This window comes from Mesorhizobium loti (genome assembly GCF_013170705.1).
Lineage (GTDB): Bacteria > Pseudomonadota > Alphaproteobacteria > Rhizobiales > Rhizobiaceae > Mesorhizobium > Mesorhizobium loti_D.
The window spans coordinates 198,853-220,214 of sequence record NZ_CP033334.1; the positions used below are offsets into that span (position 1 = coordinate 198,853).

At 63.5% G+C, this 21,362-nt stretch carries 17 protein-coding genes; 10 read left to right on the top strand and 7 right to left on the bottom strand.

Annotated elements, in window-relative coordinates:
* The first annotated feature begins 58 nt into the window (after positions 1–58).
* Positions 59–2,746: a DNA mismatch repair protein MutS gene (gene mutS / locus EB815_RS00925; protein WP_244494036.1), complete on the top strand. Its 2,688-nt coding sequence runs from the start codon at positions 59–61 to the stop codon at positions 2,744–2,746.
* Here the strand turns inward: mutS and EB815_RS00930 are convergent, their stop codons facing one another.
* The 3 genes from EB815_RS00930 to EB815_RS00940 all read right to left on the bottom strand — a co-directional run bounded on the left by EB815_RS00930 (position 2,747) and on the right by EB815_RS00940 (position 6,635).
* Positions 2,747–3,592, bottom strand: a complete 846-nt coding sequence (locus EB815_RS00930; protein WP_056569568.1) for an aldo/keto reductase — start codon at positions 3,590–3,592, stop codon at positions 2,747–2,749. It lies immediately after the preceding gene.
* 93 nt (positions 3,593–3,685) lie between these two features.
* On the bottom strand, positions 3,686–4,078 hold the full coding sequence (gene copM, locus EB815_RS00935) for a CopM family metallochaperone (RefSeq protein ID WP_056569566.1): 393 nt from the start codon (positions 4,076–4,078) through the stop codon (positions 3,686–3,688).
* Positions 4,079–4,121: 43 nt separating this feature from the next.
* Complete coding sequence (locus EB815_RS00940) at positions 4,122–6,635, bottom strand: heavy metal translocating P-type ATPase (protein ID WP_056569563.1); 2,514 nt, start codon at positions 6,633–6,635, stop codon at positions 4,122–4,124.
* Positions 6,636–6,828: 193 nt separating this feature from the next.
* Between EB815_RS00940 and EB815_RS34215 the strand changes: the two genes are divergently transcribed.
* From EB815_RS34215 to EB815_RS00975, 7 genes are all read left to right on the top strand, one after another.
* The gene (locus EB815_RS34215; protein ID WP_056569560.1) at positions 6,829–7,632 is read left to right on the top strand and encodes a glycosyltransferase family 25 protein; all 804 of its coding nucleotides are present in this window, start codon (positions 6,829–6,831) and stop codon (positions 7,630–7,632) included.
* A gap of 375 nt (positions 7,633–8,007) precedes the next feature.
* Positions 8,008–8,811 (top strand): glycosyltransferase family 25 protein, encoded by an 804-nt coding sequence (locus EB815_RS00950; protein WP_056569558.1) that lies wholly within the window; start codon positions 8,008–8,010, stop codon positions 8,809–8,811.
* Between the two features lie 205 nt (positions 8,812–9,016).
* Positions 9,017–11,818, top strand: coding sequence for a [protein-PII] uridylyltransferase (locus EB815_RS00955; protein WP_056569555.1), 2,802 nt, complete (start codon positions 9,017–9,019; stop codon positions 11,816–11,818).
* A 172-nt stretch (positions 11,819–11,990) separates the two neighbouring features.
* Positions 11,991–13,589 (top strand): murein biosynthesis integral membrane protein MurJ, encoded by a 1,599-nt coding sequence (murJ, locus tag EB815_RS00960; protein WP_056570397.1) that lies wholly within the window; start codon positions 11,991–11,993, stop codon positions 13,587–13,589.
* A gap of 391 nt (positions 13,590–13,980) precedes the next feature.
* A complete protein-coding gene (gene trpS / locus EB815_RS00965) occupies positions 13,981–15,048 on the top strand; it encodes a tryptophan--tRNA ligase (protein ID WP_056569552.1) in 1,068 nt (355 codons plus the stop codon).
* Between the two features lie 255 nt (positions 15,049–15,303).
* The gene (locus EB815_RS00970; protein WP_056569549.1) at positions 15,304–15,795 is read left to right on the top strand and encodes a universal stress protein; all 492 of its coding nucleotides are present in this window, start codon (positions 15,304–15,306) and stop codon (positions 15,793–15,795) included.
* A 275-nt stretch (positions 15,796–16,070) separates the two neighbouring features.
* Entirely contained in the window at positions 16,071–16,640 is a 570-nt protein-coding gene (locus tag EB815_RS00975; RefSeq protein ID WP_056570395.1) for a NifU family protein, read from the top strand.
* Positions 16,641–16,804: 164 nt separating this feature from the next.
* On the opposite strand, the gene EB815_RS00980 is transcribed toward EB815_RS00975, so the two are convergent.
* Positions 16,805–17,422, bottom strand: coding sequence for a L,D-transpeptidase (locus EB815_RS00980; protein ID WP_056569547.1), 618 nt, complete (start codon positions 17,420–17,422; stop codon positions 16,805–16,807).
* A 226-nt stretch (positions 17,423–17,648) separates the two neighbouring features.
* On the opposite strand from EB815_RS00980, the gene cueR reads away from it, so the two are divergent.
* A complete protein-coding gene (gene cueR / locus EB815_RS00985; protein ID WP_056569544.1) occupies positions 17,649–18,062 on the top strand; it encodes a Cu(I)-responsive transcriptional regulator in 414 nt (137 codons plus the stop codon).
* Between the two features lie 28 nt (positions 18,063–18,090).
* On the opposite strand, the gene EB815_RS00990 is transcribed toward cueR, so the two are convergent.
* The gene (locus EB815_RS00990) at positions 18,091–18,264 is read right to left on the bottom strand and encodes a helix-turn-helix domain-containing protein (protein WP_244494023.1); all 174 of its coding nucleotides are present in this window, start codon (positions 18,262–18,264) and stop codon (positions 18,091–18,093) included.
* 479 nt (positions 18,265–18,743) lie between these two features.
* Here EB815_RS00990 and EB815_RS00995 point away from each other — a divergent pair, with 479 nt between their 5' ends.
* Positions 18,744–19,244, top strand: a complete 501-nt coding sequence (locus EB815_RS00995; RefSeq protein ID WP_056570393.1) for an MmcB family DNA repair protein — start codon at positions 18,744–18,746, stop codon at positions 19,242–19,244.
* 26 nt (positions 19,245–19,270) lie between these two features.
* On the opposite strand, the gene nhaA is transcribed toward EB815_RS00995, so the two are convergent.
* Together nhaA and EB815_RS01005 are read right to left on the bottom strand one after the other, a co-directional pair.
* A complete protein-coding gene (gene nhaA / locus EB815_RS01000) occupies positions 19,271–20,464 on the bottom strand; it encodes a Na+/H+ antiporter NhaA (protein WP_056569541.1) in 1,194 nt (397 codons plus the stop codon).
* A 274-nt stretch (positions 20,465–20,738) separates the two neighbouring features.
* Positions 20,739–21,302 (bottom strand): ActR/PrrA/RegA family redox response regulator transcription factor, encoded by a 564-nt coding sequence (locus EB815_RS01005; RefSeq protein ID WP_010913121.1) that lies wholly within the window; start codon positions 21,300–21,302, stop codon positions 20,739–20,741.
* Positions 21,303–21,362 lie beyond the last annotated feature (60 nt).

A 21,362-nucleotide genomic window follows, 5' to 3' on the forward strand; every position in this document is an offset into this window, starting at 1 on the left:
GCTAGCGTGCCGGGCCATGAACATGCACAGCCCGAACGAGCCCGACGCCCCCGAGGTGATGACGCCGCCACAGCCCGGCACGGCCGCGGTGACGCCGATGATGGAGCAGTTCATCGAGATCAAGGCGGCGAACCCGGATTCTCTGCTGTTCTACCGCATGGGCGATTTCTACGAGCTGTTCTTCGACGATGCCGAAAAGGCGAGCCGCGCGCTGGGCATCGTCCTGACCAAGCGCGGCAAGCACCAGGGCCACGACATCCCGATGTGCGGCGTGCCGGTGCATGCTGCCGACGATTATCTGCAGAAGCTGATCGGCCAGGGATTCCGCGTCGCCGTCTGCGAACAGATCGAGGATCCGGCCGAGGCGAAGAAGCGCGGCTCCAAATCGGTGGTGCGCCGCGACGTGGTGCGGCTGGTGACGCCGGGCACCATCACCGAGGACAAATTGCTGGCGCCATCGGAATCAAGCTTCCTGATGGCGCTGGGGCGGGTAAAGGGTGGGGCGGACCATTCGTTTGCGCTGGCCTGGATCGACATCTCGACGGGCGCCTTCCGCGTCGCCGAGACCACCGGCGACCGCCTGCTCGCCGACATCTTCCGGGTCGATCCGCGCGAGCTGATCGTTGCCGAGCCGGTGTTTTATGATCCGGAGCTGAAGCCTGTGTTCGACGTGCTTGGCCGCGTCGCCAACCCGCAACCGCCATCGCTGTTCGATTCGGCCTCTGCCACCGGGCGCATCGCTCGTTTCTTCGAGGTGGCGACACCAGACAGTTTTGGCACGTTTTCGCGGGCCGAACTGTCGGCTATCTCGGGCGCCATCGCTTATGTCGAGAAGACGCAGAAGGCAGAACGCCCGCCGCTGTCGCGCCCTGAGCGTGAAGAGCAGGGCTCGACCCTGTTCATCGATCCGGCGACGCGCGGCAATCTCGAGCTCCTGCGCACGCTGTCCGGCAGCCGCGAAGGCTCGCTGTTCAAGGCGATCGACCGTACGGTAACCGGCGGCGGCGCAAGGCTGCTTGCCGACCGGCTGATGGCGCCGCTGACCGACCCGGCGGCGATCGGCGCACGACTGGACTCGGTGTCGTTCTTCCGCTCCGAAACGCGGCTTTGCCAGGCGGTGCGGGCGAGCCTGAAAAGCGTCGCTGACATGCCGCGCGCTTTGTCCAGGCTGGCGCTCAACCGCGGCGGCCCGCGCGACCTCGGTGCGTTGCGCGCCGGCTTCGAGGCGGCGGGCGCCATCGCAGAGACCTTTGCCGCGATCACCCTGCCCCAGGAATTGGCGGCTGCACTTGCCGCCATTCATGCGTTGCCCAAGCCGCTTGCGCAGCGCCTGACGCAAGCGCTTGGCGACGAACTGCCGCTGCTCAAGCGCGATGGCGGCTTCGTTCGCGGGGGCTACCACCCGGAACTCGACGAGATGCGCGCGCTGCGCGACGAGTCGCGAAAGGTGATCGCGGCGTTGGAACGTTCGCTGATCGAGGAGACCGGCATCCGTTCGCTGAAGATCCGGCACAACAACGTGCTGGGTTACTATATCGAGGTGACCGCCAACCACCACGCGGTCATGACCGGCAGCGATGGCGCCAAGGCGCGCTTCATTCACCGCCAGACTATGGCCAACGCCATGCGCTTCACCACGACCGAGCTTGCCGAACTCGAGACCAAGATCGCCAATGCCGCCGACCGGGCGCTGAGCATCGAACTGGCCGCCTTCGATACGCTGACGGCGGAAGCGGTCGGCGAGGCCGAGGCGATCCGCGCCGGCGCCGATGCGCTTGCCGTGCTCGACGTGTCGGCGGCACTCGCGCTGCTTTCGGAAAGCGAGGCGTGGTGCCGGCCGGTGGTGGATTCCAGCCTCGCCTTCGAGATTTCCGGCGGCCGGCATCCGGTGGTCGAACAGGCGCTGCGCCGTTCCGGCGAGGGACCGTTCGTCGCCAATGATTGCGATCTCTCGCCGGAGGGGAGCGCCAAGAACGGCGCGATCTGGCTGCTGACCGGCCCGAACATGGGCGGTAAATCGACGTTCCTGCGGCAAAACGCGCTGATCGCGATCCTGGCGCAGACCGGCTCCTTCGTGCCGGCGGCATCGGCCCATATCGGTGTCGTCGACCGGCTGTTCTCGCGCGTCGGCGCTTCGGACGACCTGGCGCGCGGCCGTTCGACCTTCATGGTCGAGATGGTCGAGACGGCGGCCATCCTCAACCAGGCCGGCGAGCGAGCCCTGGTGATCCTCGATGAGATCGGCCGCGGCACCGCCACTTTCGACGGGCTGTCGATCGCCTGGGCGGCGGTGGAGTATCTGCATGAGAAGAACCGTTGCCGGGCAATCTTCGCCACCCATTTCCACGAGATGACGTCGCTCGCCGGCAAACTGGCGCGGCTGCACAACGTCACCATGCGGGTCAAGGAATGGGAAGGCGACGTCGTCTTCCTGCACGAGGTCGGCAAGGGTGCGGCCGACCGTTCCTACGGCGTGCAGGTGGCACGGCTGGCCGGTCTGCCGGAGGCGGTGGTGGATCGGGCCAAGGAAGTCCTGCACCAGTTGGAGGAAGGCGAGGTTTCCGGCAAGACCAACCGGCTGGTCGATGACTTGCCGCTGTTTTCCGTGGCGATGAAGCGGGAGGCGCCGAAGCCGGTGAAGAGCGACGCGCTTGGCGCTGCCCTCGGCGAGATCAATCCCGACGAGATGACGCCGAGGGAAGCGCTGGAAGCGATGTACCGGCTGAAGGGGCTGGCCGGAACGTAGTCAGATCATCTCCAGGCCGCGCTTGCGCGTCGGCGGGGGGAAGGCGCGGTCGAGATCGGCGAGGTCTTCGCCCGTAAGCTTGATATCCAACGCCGCAAAATTCTGGCGGACGTGCTCCTGGCTGCTGGCCTTGGGGATGGCGACGACGCCGTCCTGATGCATCACCCAGGCCAGGGCGATTTGAGCGGCGGTCGCATTGTGGCGGGCGGCGACGGCGTCGAGCCTGGCATTGCGCGCCAGCGCGCCCTGCTCGACCGGCGAATAGGCCATCAAGGGAATGCCGCGCTTTCGGCTCCAGGGCGCCAGATCGAACTCGAGCCCGCGCCGGACCAGATTGTAAAGCACCTGGTTGGTCTGGACGTTGCCGCCGTCGGGCAGACCGGCGAGCTCCTCCATGTCCTCGGTGTCGAAATTGCTGACGCCCCAATGGCGGATCTTGCCGGCATTCTTCAAGGCTTCGAAGGCCTCGACCGTCTCCGCCAAAGGCACGCTGCCCGGCCAATGCAAGAGATAGAGGTCGATGCGGTCGGTGCGCAGGCGCTTCAGACTGTTCTCGCAGGCGCGCTGCACGCCCGCGCGCGAAGCGTTCGACGGCAGAACTTTTGAAACCAGGAAGGTCTCGGCGCGGCGCCCGGCAATGGCCTCGGCGACCACTTCCTCGGCGCCGCCGCTGGCATACATTTCGGCGGTGTCGATCAGCTTGACGCCGAGATCGAGGCCAAGCTTTAGAGCATCGACTTCCGTGGAGCGCCGGCGGGAATCCTCGCCCATCTTCCATGTGCCCTGGCCGAGAACGGGTATGGCTTCGCCAGACGGCAACACGGTGGTTCTGACGCTCGACGGCATGGCAGGCTCCAGTTGAGGCCCGATCGCATCACAGGCCGGACGAGAAATCCAGAGCGTTCTCGCCGCAGCCCACGTTCCGATGCCTCGAAAGCTCTATTTCACCGGATGGGCGGCCAGCCAGTCCTGCATCTGCTTGATCTCGGCTTCCTGGGCGGCGATGACGCCTTCGGCCAGCTTGCGGATTTCCGGGTCCTTGCCGTTGGCAAGCTCGACCTTGGCCATGTCGATGGCGCCCTGATGATGCGGGATCATGCCACGGACGAAATCGACGTCGGCATTGCCGGTATACCGCGATGCCATCATGTCGGCATGCATCTTGTCCATCGCCGCCTTGTAGCCTTCGGTCGAAGGGCTGGTCGCGTCCGTCGACATGCCGGCCATGTCGTGTTTCATCTCTTCGCTCTGCGCCGGAACGCTTTCGAGGAAGACGGCGAGCAGCATTCCGGCCGCCATCAGCAAAAGCACGAGTTTCTTGGCCAAGGTCATTCATGGTCTCCTGTTGGTTGGATTTCGTATTTGGGGGCTTGGATCAGAGTTTCAACGTCCGCAGCCGCAATGCGTTTGCGATGACCGAGACCGAGGACAGGCTCATCGCCGCCGCCGCCAGCATCGGCGACAAAAGCATGCCGGTGAGCGGATAGAGCACGCCGGCGGCCACCGGCACGCCAAGGACATTGTAGAGGAAGGCGAAGAACAGGTTCTGCCGGATGTTGCCGATCGTCGCCTGGGCCAGCGTCCGAGCCCGAACAATTCCGTTGAGGTCGCCCTTGACCAGGGTGATGCCGGCGCTTTCGACCGCGACATCGGCGCCGGTGCCCATGGCGATGCCGACATCCGCGGCGGCCAGGGCCGGCGCGTCGTTGACACCGTCGCCGGCCATGGCGACACCGGCGCCCTTGCCGCGCAGTTCGTCGACCAGAGCTGCCTTCTGTTCCGGCAGCAGCCCGGCACGAACCTCGTCAATGCCGAGACTCCCGGCGATAGCCCTGGCCGTGCGCTCATTGTCGCCCGTCGCCATGATGATCCTCAGGCCGCTGTCATGCAGGGCCTTTATCGCTTCGGCGGTGGTTGCCTTGATAGGATCGGCGACGGCGACGATGCCGGCCAGCGTCTTGCCGGCAGCGACAAACATCACCGTCTTGCCTTCAGCCTGCAGCGTCTCCGTCCTGGTAGCGATGGAGGCGATGTCGATACCGAGATCGGCCATCATCGCCGCATTGCCGAGCGCGACCTTCTGTCCCGATACGGTGCCAAGAACACCCTTGCCGGTGACCGCCTCGAAATCGCTGGCCTCCGCGATCTTCAGGTCACGGGAGCCGGCGCCCTCGACGATTGCCTCGGCAAGCGGGTGCTCCGAGCCTTTTTCCAGGGCGGCGGCAAGCGCCAGCAATTCATTCTCGACGATGCCTCCGGCAGCGACAACATCGGTCAGTTTCGGCCGGCCTTCGGTCAGCGTGCCGGTCTTGTCGACAATCAGCGTGTCGACCGAGGCGAAGCGCTCGAGGGCGGCGGCTTCCTTGATCAGCACGCCGGCATGCGCCCCGCGCCCGGTGGCGGTCATGATCGACATCGGCGTGGCGAGGCCGAGCGCACAGGGACAGGCTATGATCAGTACCGAGACCGCCGAGACGACGGCGAAGATCAGACTGGGCTGGGGGCCGAAGACCGCCCAGGCCATGAATGCCACGATGGCGACAAGGACGACCGCCGGGACAAAGTAGAAGGAAACGCGATCGGCAAGGCCCTGGATCGGCGCGCGCGAACGCTGTGCCTTGGCGACGAGTTCGACGATGCGCGCCAGCGTGGTCTCGGCCCCGATCCGCTCGGCGCGCATGATCAGCGAGCCGTTCCTGTTGAGCGTGCCACCGGTGAGCGCGTCACCCTCGGCCTTTTCGACCGGTAGCGGCTCGCCCGTGATCATAGATTCGTCTATGGCGGAGCGCCCTTCAATCACGGTGCCGTCGACCGGCACGGCATCGCCGGGCCGGATGCGCAGGCGGTCTCCAGCCTGAACGCTGTCCAGCGGCACATCGGTCTCGGAACCGTCTTCGGCGATGCGCCGCGCGGTCTTTGGCGCCAGATCGAGCAAGGCGCGGATCGCCGATCCGGTCTTTTCGCGGGCGCGCAGTTCCAGCACCTGGCCGAGGAAGACCAGCGCGACGATGACGGCGGCAGCTTCGAAATAGACCGGCACCGCGCCGCCATGGCCGCGGAACTGGTGCGGAAAGATGTCCGGGAAAAGCGTGGCGACGACGCTGTAGAGATAGGCCGCACCGACGCCGAGCGAGATCAGCGTCCACATATTCGGACTGCGGTTGAGGATCGACTCCCAGCCGCGATGAAAGAAGGGAAAGGCGGCCCAAAGCACCACCGGGCTTGCCAAGGCCAACTCCAGCCAGGTTTTTGTCCGATCGCTGACCAGGTTTTCGAAGCTCAGGCCGACCATCGGCGCCATGGCGATGATCAGAAGCGGGATCGACAAAGCCGCGCTGACCCAGAACCGCCTGGTGAAGTCGACCAGTTCGGGATTTGGCCCTTCATCGCCTGTTGGTACGCCCATCGGCTCCAGTGCCATGCCGCAGATCGGGCAGGAGCCGGGCTTGTCGCGGACGATTTCCGGATGCATCGGGCACGTGTATTGCGTGCCTTTGGGTGGCGGCACCGGCGCCGGCCTGTCGCCGAGATAGGTTTGCGGTGCCGCCTCGAATTTCGCCTTGCAGCCGGCGGAACAGAAATAGAAGCCCTGGCCTTCATGGCGCACGAAATGCTTCGCCGTCGAGCGGTCGACGCTCATGCCGCAGACCGGGTCGGTGGCCGTCATGTATTTTTCCGGTTCGGCCTGGAATTTCGTGCGGCAACCTTCGCTGCAGAAATGATAGAGGCGGCCGCCATGCTCCGATGTCGGCTTGCCGGCGTCCGGATCCACGGTCATGCCGCAGACCGGATCGCGCAGAGCTGTATCGGCACCCTTGGGCGCGCAACAGCTGCCGTGCGCGCCATGTGAATGGTGATCGCCGCGATGGTCGTGGTCTGAATGCGTCATTCCAGGAATGCCTCTATCCTCTGCCTGGTTGCGGAGGTAGTGCTTCCAGTAACTGGAAGGTCAAGGGTTGTTTTGATTTTTCGTGTTTCCCAGATCCAGCCCGGGCTGTTCGCCCGAAAAAGCCCACATTCCGTAGCGCAGCCTGCCAATATATAAGCCGATCCCTCCAACGTGATGCCGATCCAATCAAGACATGAAGTGTCTGGTCATCAATCTTGATCGCTCTCCTGACCGCCTTGCCCATATTACGGCGGAGTTTGCCCGCATCGGCATCGCCTTCGAGCGAATCGTCGCGATTGATGCGCGTGACCATCCCGACCTGATGCTGCAGCCGCAGCATGCGATGTATTCCATCCGGCGCCTGTCCCACAGCGAGATCGCCTGCATGCACAGCCATCGCGCCTGCTGGGCCATCATCGCGCAGGACGACGCCCCTTATGGCGCCGTCTTCGAGGACGACGTCGTGTTTTCCGCGAAAGCCGGCGCCCTGCTTGCCGACGTGAGCTGGATTCCGGCTGATGCCGATGCGGTCAAGCTCGAAACATTCTTCATCAAAACCATGACCCAAAGGAAAAGAACCGCCGTCGGTCACGGCTTTTCCCTGGTCAGGCTACGCAGGAACCACGTCGGAACCGCTGGCTACATCCTGTCGAGGCAAATGGCGCGCGACCTCCTCGACGCTACCGCACAGGCCAGCGCGGCGGCCGATGATCTCGTCTTCAATCCGGCGTTCCCCACGTCGGGCGAAAAGACGATCTACCAGCTTGTTCCCGCGCTTTGCGCACAGGATCAGTTCGTCGGCGACAGACTGCCAAGTTTGCTTGTCGAGGAACGCGATGCGGCATGGGACGCAAGCGGGCTGACCATCAAACACAGAAGGCCGGTCACCGAGAAAATGAGGAGGGAGACCAGACGCATCGTCGAATGGATCATTGATTACTGCCGAATGCGGCGATACACGGTCGTTCCTTTCGATCCACCCGAAGCAGACCGATAGACTTGTTTCCAGGCTCAGGCAGCCTGACACACAGAGCGGAAAAAACCCTACTAGATATCCGTGAAAGCGAGATTATCTTGCACTTGCGGCCGGAAATTTCTTGAACTCATCGCGGAAAAATTTTGGTTCCGCCTCGTATTTCGCCTTGCCTTGGGCGACCCTGAATAGAAAATTCACCGCACTTCCTGTCGCATCTACACTTCCAGTAACCTCTGTAAGATATGCCGTTATTAAATCTTGGCTTTCTGCTCCGGCGTAGGATATCCCCAGAAAAGATCAACAAATCATAACGTCACCTGTGCTAGAGGACTCTCGCTGGACGGCTGTTCCGGTTTCGTGAAAGCAAAATTTTCGTAGAAAATTCGCTGGTCCAACATGAAGTGCCTGGTCATCAATCTCGATCGGTCCCCCGAGCGGCTTGCCCACATGACAGCGGAGTTTACCCGCATCGGGATCGCCTTCGAGCGGGTGGTGGCAATTGACGGCAGCCAGCATCCGCATCTGGGGCTGCAACCACAGCATGCACTGCACGCCGTACAACGGCTTTCCGGCAGCGAGGTTGCTTGCCTGCACAGCCATCGCGCCTGCTGGGCCATGATCGTTCAAGGCGACGCGCCCTACGGCGCCGTGTTCGAGGACGACGTGGTGTTCTCGGCGAAGGCCGGTGCGCTGCTGGCCGATGCGAACTGGGTTCCGGCCGATGCCGACATCGTCAAGCTGGAGACAACCTTCCACACGACCGTGATCCAGAGAGAACGGTTTTCCGGGGGCCACGGCTTTTCCATGTTCAGACTGCGCAGGAACCACATAGGAGCCGGAGGCTACCTGCTCTCCAGAGAAGCGGCCCGCGACCTTCTCCTGGCAACCGAGGAGGTCAACGTGGCAGTGGACAATCTCATTTTTGATCCCGCATTCGCAACATCGACCGGTAAGACGATCTACCAGCTCGTTCCAGCCCTGTGCGCACAGGAGCAGTTCGTTAGCGCCAAGTTGCCCAGTTTGCTCGCGCCGGAACGAGACGCCGAGTGGGTCGCCAGCGGGCTTGCCAACAGGCGCAGGAAGCCGCTCACGGCGCGAATCAGGAGAGAGGTCCGGCGGACCGCGCGGTGGATTGCCGACTTATGCAGGTTCCGGCGGCAGATTGTCGTCCCTCTCGGCGCGATCGAGGCCGCGGACTAGCGGCTCATCGATTCACGGAAACGCCGAACCGCTCCATCTCTGTGCTTTGACCCAACTCCAAGGGAAGGCGCTACGCGCTTTTCCCGGTTCTACGCTTTTCCCGGAATTGCTTCGGCCCGCTTGCCGGGCTGCGCGCCGGCCCCATACCCAGCGCCGCGAAAACGCGCTATAGACGCCGCCCAAAAGGCAAGGCCGACCAGTACCTATGGCGAAAATCTCCCTGAAGCTCGATGAACTGATCGACGGCGAAGCCTTGCGCCGCGAGATGACCGCGCTGACGGACGCCACGGCCGGCGACGGTTCCGGGCAGGCCGCCCGCGCCGGTGTGCTCCAGCTTCTCAAGGCCCGGCTCGCCGAAGGCCGAAAGATCGCCGAGGCCATGCTAAGGCAAGATGGCGGCGGCAACGCCTGCGCCGAGCGGCTGTCGCATCTGATGGATGAGCTGATCCGGGCGCTCTACGATTTCGCGGCGACGCATGTCTACCGGGTGAAGAACCGCTCGGTGGCCGAACGCATGGCCGTCGTCGCCGTCGGCGGCTATGGCCGCGGCACGCTGGCGCCGGGATCCGACATCGATCTCCTGTTCCTGCTGCCCTACAAGCAGACGCCGTGGGGCGAACAGACCGTCGAATACATGCTCTACATGCTGTGGGACCTGGGCTTGAAGGTCGGCCACGCCACCCGCAACATCGACGAGTGCCTCAGGCTGTCGCGCACCGACGTCACCATCCGCACCTCGATCCTGGAAGCGCGCTTCCTGTGGGGCGAACGCAAGCTCTATGACGAGCTGATGCTGCGCTTCGATCATGAGGTGGTGCGAACGACCGGCCCGGAATATGTGCAGGCCAAGCTTGCCGAACGCGACGAGCGCCACGCCAAGGCCGGCGAAAGCCGCTACCTGGTCGAGCCCAACGTGAAGGACGGCAAGGGCGGCCTGCGCGACCTGCAGACGCTGTTCTGGATCGGCAAGTACTTCTACCGGGTGCGCACCGGCGAGGAACTGGTCGAAAAGGGCGTCTTCACCGAGGCCGAGTACCGGGAGTTCCAGAAGGCCGAGGACTTTCTGTGGGCGGTGCGCTGCCACATGCATTTCCTCACCGGCAAGGCCGAGGAGCGGTTGCATTTCGACATCCAGCGCGAGATCGCCGAGCGGCTGGGCTACACCACCCATCCCGGCCTGTCGGCGGTCGAACGCTTCATGAAGCACTACTTCCTGGTGGCCAAGGATGTCGGCGACCTGACGCGCATCTTCTGCGCCGCGCTGGAGGAGGAGCAGGCCAAGCATGTGCCGGGGTTCAATCGCATCTTCCTGACCTTCCAGCGCCGCAAGCGCAAACTCGCCGGCACGTCGGATTTCATCGTCGACAACCACCGCATCAACATCGCCGACGATCAGGTGTTCGAACGCGACCCGGTCAATCTGCTGAGACTGTTCTGGTTCGCCGACAAGCACGGGCTGGAGTTCCACCCCGATGCGCTGAAGCTGCTCACCCGCTCGCTCGGCCTGGTCAACAAGTCGTTGCGGCGCGACGAGGAAGCCAACCGGCTGTTCCTCGACATATTGACCTCGGACCGCAACGCCGAGCTCAATCTGCGGCGCATGAACGAGGCCGGGCTGCTGGGCCGGCTGATCCCCGATTTCGGCAAGATCGTCGCCATGATGCAGTTCTCGATGTACCACCACTACACGGTGGACGAGCACCTGATCCGCTGTATCGGCGTGCTGGCCGAGATCGAGCGCGGCGATGGCGAGAAGATCCACCCGCTGTCGCATTCGCTGATGCCGGGCCTGAAGAAGAGCCGCGAGGCGCTCTATGTCGCCGTGCTGCTGCATGACATCGCCAAGGGCAGGCCGGAAGATCATTCCGAGGCCGGCGCCCGGATAGCGCGGCGCATCTGTCCCCATATGGGGCTGTCGGCGGCGGATACGGAAACGGTCGCCTGGCTGGTCGAAAACCACCTCGTGATGTCGATGACGGCGCAGACCCGCGATCTCAACGATCGCAAGACCATCGAGGATTTTGCCTCGATCGTGCAATCGGTCGAGCGGCTGAAACTGCTTTTGATCCTCACCGTCTGCGACATCAGGGGCGTCGGCCCGGGTGTGTGGAACGGCTGGAAGGGCCAGTTGCTGCGCACGCTCTACTACGAAACCGAACTGCTCCTGACCGGCGGCTTTTCGGAGGTGTCGCGGGCACAGCGCACCGCCGCGGCGCGCGAACGCCTGGCCGAGGCGCTCGCCGACTGGCCCGACAAGGCCCGCAAGCGCTATGTCGGGCTGCATTATGAAAACTACCTGCTGACCGTGGATCTGCCGGACCAGCTTCGCCACGCCGAATTCATCCGCGAGGCGGACGCGGCCGGCAACAAGCTTGCCACCATGGTCAAGACCCACCAGTTCGAGGCGGTGACCGAAATCACCGTGCTGGCGCAGGACCATCCCCGTCTGCTCTCGGTCATTGCCGGGGCGTGCGCCGGCGCCGGCGGCAACATTGTCGACGCGCAGATCTTCACCACCTCCGACGGCCGCGCCCTGGACACGATCCTGATCTCGCGGGAATTCGACCGCGATGAGGATGAGCGGCGGCGCGCCGAGCGCGTCGGACGGCTGATCGAGGACGTGCTGTCGGGCAAGAGCTGGCTGCCGGAGATGATCGAGAAGCGCACCAAGCCAAGGCGCGGGTCCAAGGTGTTCAAGATCCCGCCGCGCGCCGAGATCCGCAACACGCTGTCGAACCGCTTTTCCGTCATCGAGGTCGAGGGGCTCGACCGCCCTGGCCTGCTGTCGGAGATCACCGGCACGCTGTCCGACCTGTCGCTCGATATCGCATCGGCGCACATCACAACCTTCGGAGAGAAGGTCATCGACACCTTCTATGTCACCGACCTCACCGGCCAGAAGATCGACAGCCCGGCCCGCATCGCCACAATCCGCAACCGGCTGATGGCGACACTCGAGGGAATCGCGCCCGAACGCGGCGGCAAGGCCAAGGCGGCCGCCGAGTGACTGCCATCCCCACCTTGTCCCGATCCCAGGAGCTGTTCACCGTTTCACGGAAACGGCGAACAGCTCTAACTCTTTGTTTTGACACAATCCCCAAGAGCAAATCGCTATGCGCTTTGCCTGGGAAAACCGCTCACACTTTTCCTGGAATCGCTCCAAGGCAGTCTTCAAACGCATGAGCCTCGTCAAGAAATTCGCTACCGTCGCTTCCGGCACGCTGATGAGCCGCGCGCTCGGTTTTGGCCGCGAGATGCTGATGGCGGCGGCACTCGGCACCGGGCCGGTCGCCGACGCCTTCAACGCCGCTTTCCAGTTTCCCAACACCTTTCGCCGGCTGTTCGCGGAAGGCGCCTTCAACGCCGCCTTCGTGCCGCTGTTCGCCAAGGAGATCGAGACGCACGGCACAGACGGCGCCAAGCGTTTTTCCGAGGAAGTGTTCGGCGTTCTGTTCTCGGCGCTGCTGGTGCTGACCATCGCCATGGAACTGGCCATGCCACTGATCGTGCGCTACCTGGTGGCGCCGGGCTTCGCCGACACGCCGGGCAAGTTCGAGACGACCGTCCGGCTCGCGACGATCATGTTCCCCTACCTGATCTGCATGTCGCTCGCGGCCATGATGGCGGGCATGCTGAATTCCCTGCGCCGCTATTTCGCCGCGGCGATCGCGCCTGCTTTCCTCAACATCATCCTGATCAGCGTGCTTGGCTACGCCTGGTATCATGGGCTGGACGCACATGCTGTCGGGTTCAGCCTGTCGTGGGGCGTTCTGGCGGCGGGCATCGTGCAACTCGCCATTGTCTGGGTGGCGGTGCGCAATGCCGGCATTTCGATCGGCTTCCGCCGGCCGAAGATGACGCCGAACGTAAAGCGCCTTCTGATCCTGGCGCTGCCGGCGGCGATCACCGGCGGCATCACCCAGATCAACCAGTTGATCGGCACCGCGATCGCCTCGGCGCAGGACAGCGCCGTCTCCTCGCTCGCCTATGCCGACCGCGTCTATCAGCTGCCGCTCGGTGTCGTCGGCGTCGCGGTGGCAATCGTGCTTCTGCCGGAACTGTCGCGGGCGCTGAAATCAGGCAATCTCATCGAGGCCGCCAACCTGCAGAACCGCTCCGTCGAGTTCACCTTGTTCATGACCTTGCCGGCGGCCGCAGCACTCTGGGTGATGTCGGAGCCGATCGTGCGGCTGGTCTATGAGCGCGGCGCCTTTGCCGCCAACCATTCGACGCCGACGGTGGCGGCGATCCTGGCGATCTTCGGTCTCGGCCTGCCGGCCTTCGTGCTGATCAAGGCCTTCACCCCGGGCTATTTCGCCCGCGAGGACACGCGCACGCCGATGATCTTCGCCGCCATCTCGGTGGCCGTGAACGTCGCCACCGCGCTGACGCTGTTTCCCAGGATGGGCGCACCCGGCATTGCGGTCGCCTCGGCCGTGGCCGGCTGGGTCAACGCGCTGATGCTGCTTGCCGTGCTGATCCGGCGCGGCCACTGGGGCCGCGACGTGCCGCTGCTTAAGCGCATTCCCCGACTGGTTCTGTCGGCGGCGGTGATGGCGGTGGCGCTGTATTTCGCCGAGCATTGGCTGGCCGTCAGGCTCGGCCCCGGCTCGCCGCTGGTCGTCAAGGCGACGACGCTGCTGACGCTGGTGGCCGGCGGCGCGCTGCTCTACTTCGTCACCGCCTTTGCCACCGGCGGCGCCGATTTCGGCATGATCCGGCGCAACGTCAAGCGCAAGAGACCACCGGCGCCTAAGGAACAGTCTCCGGATCCGTGAGCCCAAGACATTCTCACAAATGTCGATGTCGGCGCCGCCCCTCATTGCCCTGCCGGGCATTTCTCCCCGTAAAGGGGGAGAAAGAAGCTGAGTGCGACGACGGCGCTTCCTACAAACCTGGCGATTGGCGAAACCGGCGACGACGACGTCTTTCTCCCCGTCACTATACGGGGAGAAATGTCCGGCAGGACAATGAGGGGCGGTGCGCACCTGTCAGACTGAGAGACAGACGCAACAAGCGCGACGCCTGCATTGAACAAAATTCAGCCTGAGGCAATGGCGCTGCGGGCTCTCCTGCCTCTTGATCCTCCCCACACTCTCGTTCATAAGCGCGCCGTCGCAAGACTTTCGCCGCGCGCGAAACGGCCCTCCACAAGCCCTGAGGAACCCCATGTCCGCCTTCAAGCCCCTCGTCTTCTCCGGCGTCCAGCCGACCGGCAACCTGCATCTCGGCAACTATCTCGGCGCCATCAAGAAATTCGTCGCCCTGCAGGCCACGTCCGACTGTATCTACTGCGTCGTCGACCTGCATTCGCTGACGGCGCAGCTCGTCCATGACGACCTCGCCGACCAGACGCGCTCGATCACCGCCGCCTTCCTTGCCTCCGGCATCGACCCCAAGAAGCACATCGTCTTCAACCAGTCGCGGGTGATGCAGCATGCCGAGCTCGCCTGGATCTTCAATTGCGTCGCGCGCATCGGCTGGATGAACAAGATGACGCAGTTCAAGGACAAGGCCGGCAAGGACCGCGAGAATGCCTCGCTGGGGCTGCTTGCCTACCCCTCGCTGATGGCCGCCGACATCCTGCTCTACCGCGCCACGCATGTGCCGGTGGGAGAGGACCAGAAGCAGCATCTGGAACTGACCCGCGACATCGCCCAGAAATTCAACAATGACTTTTCGAGCCGCATCGCCAGCCTTGGCGTCGGCGTCGAGATGCAGGTTGGCGAGGAGACGGTGAACGGCTTCTTCCCGATCACCGAGCCGGTCATCGGCGGCCCGGCGGCACGCATCATGAGCCTGCGCGATGGCTCGAAGAAGATGTCGAAGTCGGATCCGTCGGACCTTTCGCGCATCAACCTGACGGACGATGCCGACACCATCTCGAAGAAGATCCGCAAGGCCAAGACCGATCCGGAAGCCTTGCCGAGCGAGGTCGACGGGCTGGAAAGCAGGCCGGAAGCGGAAAACCTGGTCGGCATCTATGCGGGCCTGGCCGAGATTTCGAAGGCCGACGTGCTCAAGGAATTCGGCGGCCAGCAGTTTTCGGTGTTCAAGCCGGCGCTGGCCGACCTTGCGGTGGAGAAGCTGGCGCCGATCGCCGGCGAGATGCGCCGCATCCAGGGCGACCGCGCCTATGTCGACGCGGTGCTCAGGGATGGCGGCGAACGCGCCGGCGTGCTGGCCGAAACGACCATGAAGACGGTGCGCGACATTATAGGCCTGCTGCAGGGCTGATCTCGGCGGCGGTGCACCGCATTGACACTGGCACAAGGCCGGCCGCTTGCGGCCGGTCGAAGCGGGTGGCAGATTGCGGCCGAAAACAAACTCGTGTCCCTGATTTTGAAATTCGCCAGAGTTGTAATGCGAATTTCAAAATCAGGGACACGAGCAAACTATTGATTTCTAGTGTCGTTTTTGATTTCGAAGTTCGCTCGGGGCGGGATATCGAAAGCAGGCGAACTTCGAAATCACGACACTAGGTAGATAGACATGGTCTCCAAACGCCTTAGCCGCGAAGCCGGTCATCGCAGGAAATTCCTGGCGATCATCGACGACACGCCCGAGTGCGAACGCGCCGTCGCCTACGCTTCGAAACGGGCGCTGAGCACCAGTGGCACGCTGGTGCTGCTCTATGTCATCGTACCGGACGATTTCCAGCACTGGCTGGGCGTCGAGAAGATCATGCGCGAGGAGGCGACCGCAACGGCGCGCGCGGCCCTCGACGGCCATGCCAACAAGGTGCGCCAGAAGCTCGGCATCGAGCCGGAAATGGTGGTGCGCGAAGGCAAGCCGACGGAAGAGATCCACAGGCTGATCGAGGAAGACCAGGATATCGCCATCCTGGTGCTGGCAGCCGGCGCCGGCAAGGAAGGGCCGGGACCGCTGGTCGGTGCCGTTGCCGGCAAGGGGGCGGCCTTCCCTATTCCGGTCACCGTCGTGCCGCAAAACCTTTCGGACGAGGAGATCGACAGCCTCGCCTGAGATGTATTGAGATTCAGGTGAGGCCGGCCTGCCAATGGCGGCTTCCAGCGCTGCCGGTGCTCACGCACTTCAAGTACGCTCCGCTCCGGTTCTCGGAAACCGCCATTCTCGACTCGGCCTGACCTCATTCTCAACACATCCCGCGTGAGTGCAGGTGAGCAAAAACATTCCGCCAGCCAGCCGTTCCGGCGACGCGTTTCGCTTGAATGTCCAGTCAATAGAGCCTATTTAGAACTATTCCAAACTAGCTGCCCGAAATGGGCACGGAGACGGCCATGTTCATCCAGACCGAATCGACGCCCAATCCGGCGACGCTGAAATTCCTGCCCGGCAAGGAAGTGCTCCTGGAAGGTACCGCCGATTTCCGCGACGCCGATAGCGCGGCCACGGCCTCGCCGCTGGCCGGCCGGCTGTTCGAAATTCCTGGCGTCACCGGCGTCTTCTTCGGCTACGACTTCATCACCGTGACCAAGGATGGCCCCGACTGGCAGCACCTGAAGCCGGCGATCCTCGGCGCCATCATGGAGCATTTCATGTCCGGCGCGCCTGTCATGGCCAAGACCGGCCCGGCCGCCGAGACGAGCCAGACCGGCGAATTCTATGACAAGGCGGACGAGGAACTCGTCATCACCATCAAGGAACTGCTCGATACACGGGTGCGCCCGGCAGTGGCCCAGGACGGTGGCGACATCACCTTCCGGGGCTTCGAGAACGGCACGGTGTTCCTGCACATGAAAGGCGCTTGCGCCGGTTGCCCGTCATCGACGGCGACGCTGAAGCACGGCATCCAGAATCTGCTTCGCCATTTTGTGCCCGAAGTTCAGCAGGTCGAGCAGGTCGCCTGATGTTTTTTGCGCGCCGCCTCGTCGGCGTGCGGGCGCACCTGAAGCATCCTGTTCGTGAATAACAAAAAACCGGGCCGAATTGCCCGGTTTTCTGTTTGGGACGTCCGTTGTTGCCTAGACGGTCCGCGCACGAAAGGTTTGACCTGATCCTGAGATCAGGATGCTTACATCACGATGACCTTGGCGCCGACCGAGGCGCGGTCATAGAGATCGATAATGTCCTGGTTCATCAGCCGGATACAGCCAGACGACATCGCCTTGCCGATCGAATTCCATTCCGGGCTGCCGTGCAGGCGGTAACCCATGTCGCCGCCCTTGTTGAAGAGATACATGGCGCGCGCGCCGAGCGGGTTCTTGAGGCCCGGCTCCATGCCATTGGCGAACTTCGCCAGTTCCGGCTGGCGCTTGATCATTTCACGGGGCGGCGTCCAGGTCGGCCACTCGCGCTTCAGCGCGATATGAGCGGTGCCATGCCACTCGAAGCCCTCGCGGCCAACGCCGATGCCGTAGCGGATCGCGCGGCCGTCACCCTCGACGAAATAGAGGAACTTGTTCTGCGTATCGACGATGATGGTGCCTGGCTTTTCCTTGGTGTCGTAGTTCACCTCCTGTCGGTGATACTGCCTCGGCACTTTTTCGATCGGGATGCGCGGCAACTGGTAGCCAGCGTCGGACACCGCGCCGTAGTCGTTTGAGAAAATCTGCCCGCCGATGGTGCTGCAACCGGCGATAGCAGTGGACAGCGCCAATGCGGCAATTATTGCAAGCGACTTCATGCGCATGTGATGATCCGGTGCCCTGCCCAACGCCAGCGGCACGAGTCGGCCGCTTTCTCACCATCATTCATGCTGGCATTTGCTTTGCTTGCCAAGCACACGATGCCTATATCCGTGGCCTTACGTGCTGGTAAGCGTATCAGTATGGCATTTCGGCAACAGCCTTCACCAGATTGTGAAGTAAATTCAATGGGCCTGAACCGCGCGGGCCACAGGATCGAGGATCTCCGCCATGAATGTCGGCGACGCCGCCCACCGTTCAGGACTGCCAGCCAAGACCATCCGCTACTATGAGGAGATCGGCCTGATCGCGCCCGCGCGTGCCGCCAACGGCTACCGTGATTATTCAGGCGACGACGTCCACCGGCTGGCCTTCCTGCGCCGCGCGCGCAACCTCGGCTTTTCCATCGACGATTGCCGCCAGTTGATGGCACTCTACCGGGATCGCAGCCGCGCCAGCGCCGACGTACGCGAGATCGCCGCCGCCCATGTCACAGCAATCGAGGAGAAGGTGCGCGAACTGCAATCCATGCGCTCGACGCTGCAGAAGCTGATCCATGCCTGCCATGGCGACGACAGGCCGGACTGCCCGATCCTGGATGACATGGCGGGGACGGCGGCGGGAGCCGACCAGGCGGTCCGCTGACCGGATCAGTCCAGGCCGCCCGAAAAACCTACCCGCCGCGATACTGCGTGGGCGACGCACCGAACGGCACCCGGAAGCGGCGATTGAAATAGGACACGTCGTTGAACCCGGCGGCAAGCGCGATATCGCTTATCTTCATCGCATCCTTGCGGACGTCCGACAGCATGGCGGATTTCTGGCGCGCCGAGAATCTGCTCGCCACGGTCGGCGAACCAGGGACTTCAGTCTTATTTGCGCAGTTGCTAATATATATGTAGGTTAGTCCGCGCGGGGACGATCATACCCAAAGCCCAAACCCGCAATGGCCGGCGCAGCCCCCCCCTATAGACCCAAAGCCAAGCTGCGCCGGCCATTCCGCCAGCCACCTTCCCCAACGTCAAGCTTCATATGCTGAACAACTAAAGTAATGGAACGTCCAATGGACATTGACGGAACCAAAACGGTAACGTCAGACCTTTGCTTTTCTGACGCAAGACTTTAGTCCTGCCGTCCTATGGTTAGGATCGGAAGTTGATCGAGGCGAGATAGGGCCGTCTCGCAACAGGTCAATAGCAGACCGCACTTGACCGGATCATGGTGCGATCGCGGAAGGTCGCTTCCGGTCCAACGGGTCTGTCAACCATATAATCGCCCGACACAAACGGGTTCAAACCGTGAACAGAATCTGGCATGGTGCTTGTCATGCCAATCATCTCTCCCATCGCAATCAACCCTCTCATCGACGGTCGCCAGTCCGAACGCGCCATGCTGGTGCGGCGTGGCGTGCAGCGGCTGCTGATGGAAATGGGCGCGCATGTGCTGCCTGAACTGTCGCTGGCCACCGGCCGCCGCGCCGACCTCGTGGCACTGACCCGCCAGGGCGATATCTGGATCATCGAAATCAAATCCTCGATCGAGGATTTCAGGGTCGACCGCAAATGGCCGGACTACCGGCTGCATTCCGACCGCTTCTTCTTCGCCACCCATCCCGGCGTGCCGGCCGAGATATTTCCGGAGGAGTGCGGCTTCATCCTGTCCGACGGCTACGGCGCCGAAATCATGCGCGATGCGCCGGAGCACCGCATGGCGGCGGCGACGCGCAAGGCGCTGATGCTGCGGATTGCGCGCGCCGGTGCCTCGCGGCTATTGGCGGCGGAACTGGCCGGCGTCTCGGTGCCGGTTCTGGAAGGGGAAAGCGAGTAGTTCGCGGGCCCGCGCGGCATGCGCCGCTACTCGTCACCGCCCTCCGCTCCAGCAGCAGGCGCCATCAGCAGCACGGCGGCACCGAGGATGGCTGCGATGAAGGAGCCGGCGAGAATGCCGACCTTGACCGCGTCCTGCAGGGCCACGTCGCCGGCGAAGGCAAGCAGGCCGATGAACAGGCTCATGGTGAAGCCGATGCCGCAGAGCAGCGAGATGCCGAGCATGTGTGACCAGCCGGCATGGGCCGGCAAGTCGGCCAGGCCAAGCCTTATGGCAAGCGCGGACGAGCCGAGCACACCGACGAGCTTGCCGACCACCAGGCCGGCGGCGACGCCCAGCGTCAACGGCTCGATCAGCGCGCCAAGGCTAAGGACGGCGAGCGAAACGCCGGCATTGGCAAAACCGAAAATGGGGATGATGACGAAGGGCACGATCTTGTGCAGGCCATGCTCCAGCCGGTGCAGCGGCGAATGGTCGAGGTCGTGGCCGATCCCGGCCGCGCGTTCGAGCGGGATGGTCAGCGCCAAGGCGACGCCGGCAAGCGTGGCGTGGACACCTGATTTCAGCACCAGCACCCACAGGATGGCGCCGAGCACGAGATAGGGCACCAGCGTCATCACCCGCATGCGGTTGAGCACGACGAGCACGGCAATGACGGCGAAGGCGGCGCCGAGATAGGCCAGCGACAGGCCGCTGGTGTAGAAGATGGCGATGATGATGACGGCGCCGAGGTCGTCGATGATGGCGAGCGCGGTGAGAAAAACCTTCAGCGAGGCCGGCACGCGGCTGCCGAGCAGCGACAGCACGCCGAGCGCGAAGGCGATGTCGGTGGCGGTCGGGATCGCCCAACCGGACAGTGCGGCCGAATTGTCGCGGTTGATGGCGACATAGACCAGCGCCGGAACCAGCATGCCGCCCGCCGCCGCGATGCCAGGCAGGACACGGCGCGGCCATGTCGAAAGCTGGCCATCCAGCATCTCGCGCTTGATCTCCAGCCCGACGAGCAGGAAGAACACCGCCATCAGCCCGTCATTGATCCAGTGCGAGACGCTGAGCGGGCCGAGATAGGCGTGGAGCACGGAGAAATAGGTTCCCGACAGCGGCGAGTTGGCGACGATCAGGGCAAGGGCCGCCGCCACCATCAGGACGATGCCGCCGGCTGCTTCGCTATCGAGAAATTCGCGGAAGACGGAAACCGGCCGCTGTTTCAAGTCCTGCATGTCGCCTCCGTTATACTCTGCCAAATGCCCTTACAGACGTTTGCGCTGCCCCCTCACCTGCCTGCCGGCATCCTCTCCCCGTATAGTGACGGGGAGAGGGGGCGCTGTCATTGGCCGATTTCGCCAACCGCCGACGTCACAGGACGGGCGCCGACATTGCGGCCAGCTTCTTTCTCCCCGTCGCTATACGGGGAGAAATGCCCGGCAGGGCAATGAGGGGCGGCGCCTGCTTCGTCAATTGGCATCGTCGCCATGGGTCGAACCCGGTCCGATCCTAGCGCGGTGCGCGCTTGGCCAGTATCCGCTGCAGCGTGCGGCGATGCATGTTGAGCCGGCGAGCGGTCTCGGAAACGTTGCGCTCGCACATTTCGTAGACGCGCTGGATGTGCTCCCAGCGAACGCGGTCGGCCGACATCGGGTTCTCCGGAGGCGCGGCGCGTTCGCCCGAGGTGCGGGTCAGCGCCGCGAAGATGTCGTCGGCGTCGGCGGGCTTCGACAGATAGTCGACGGCACCGAGCTTCACGGCGGTCACCGCGGTGGCGATGTTGCCGTAGCCGGTCAGAATGATGGTGCGGGAGTCCTCGCGCTTCTCGCGGATGGCGGCGACCACGTCGAGACCGTTGCCGTCGCCGAGCCGCATATCGACCACGGCGTAAGCCGGCGGATTGGCGCGGGCCTTGCCCACGGCCTCCTCGACACTCTCGGCGGTCTCGACCACGAAGCCCCTGGTTTCCATGGCGCGGGCCAGACGGGTGAGGAACGGCTTGTCGTCATCGACGATCAAAAGCGAGGTGTCTTCGCCTTCAACCATTGCGCCAATATTTTCATCGCCTGTCATTGTCTTGAAAATTCCTGCTGCCTTAATTTTACGCAGATATAGTTTTGCGCCGCTATTGTC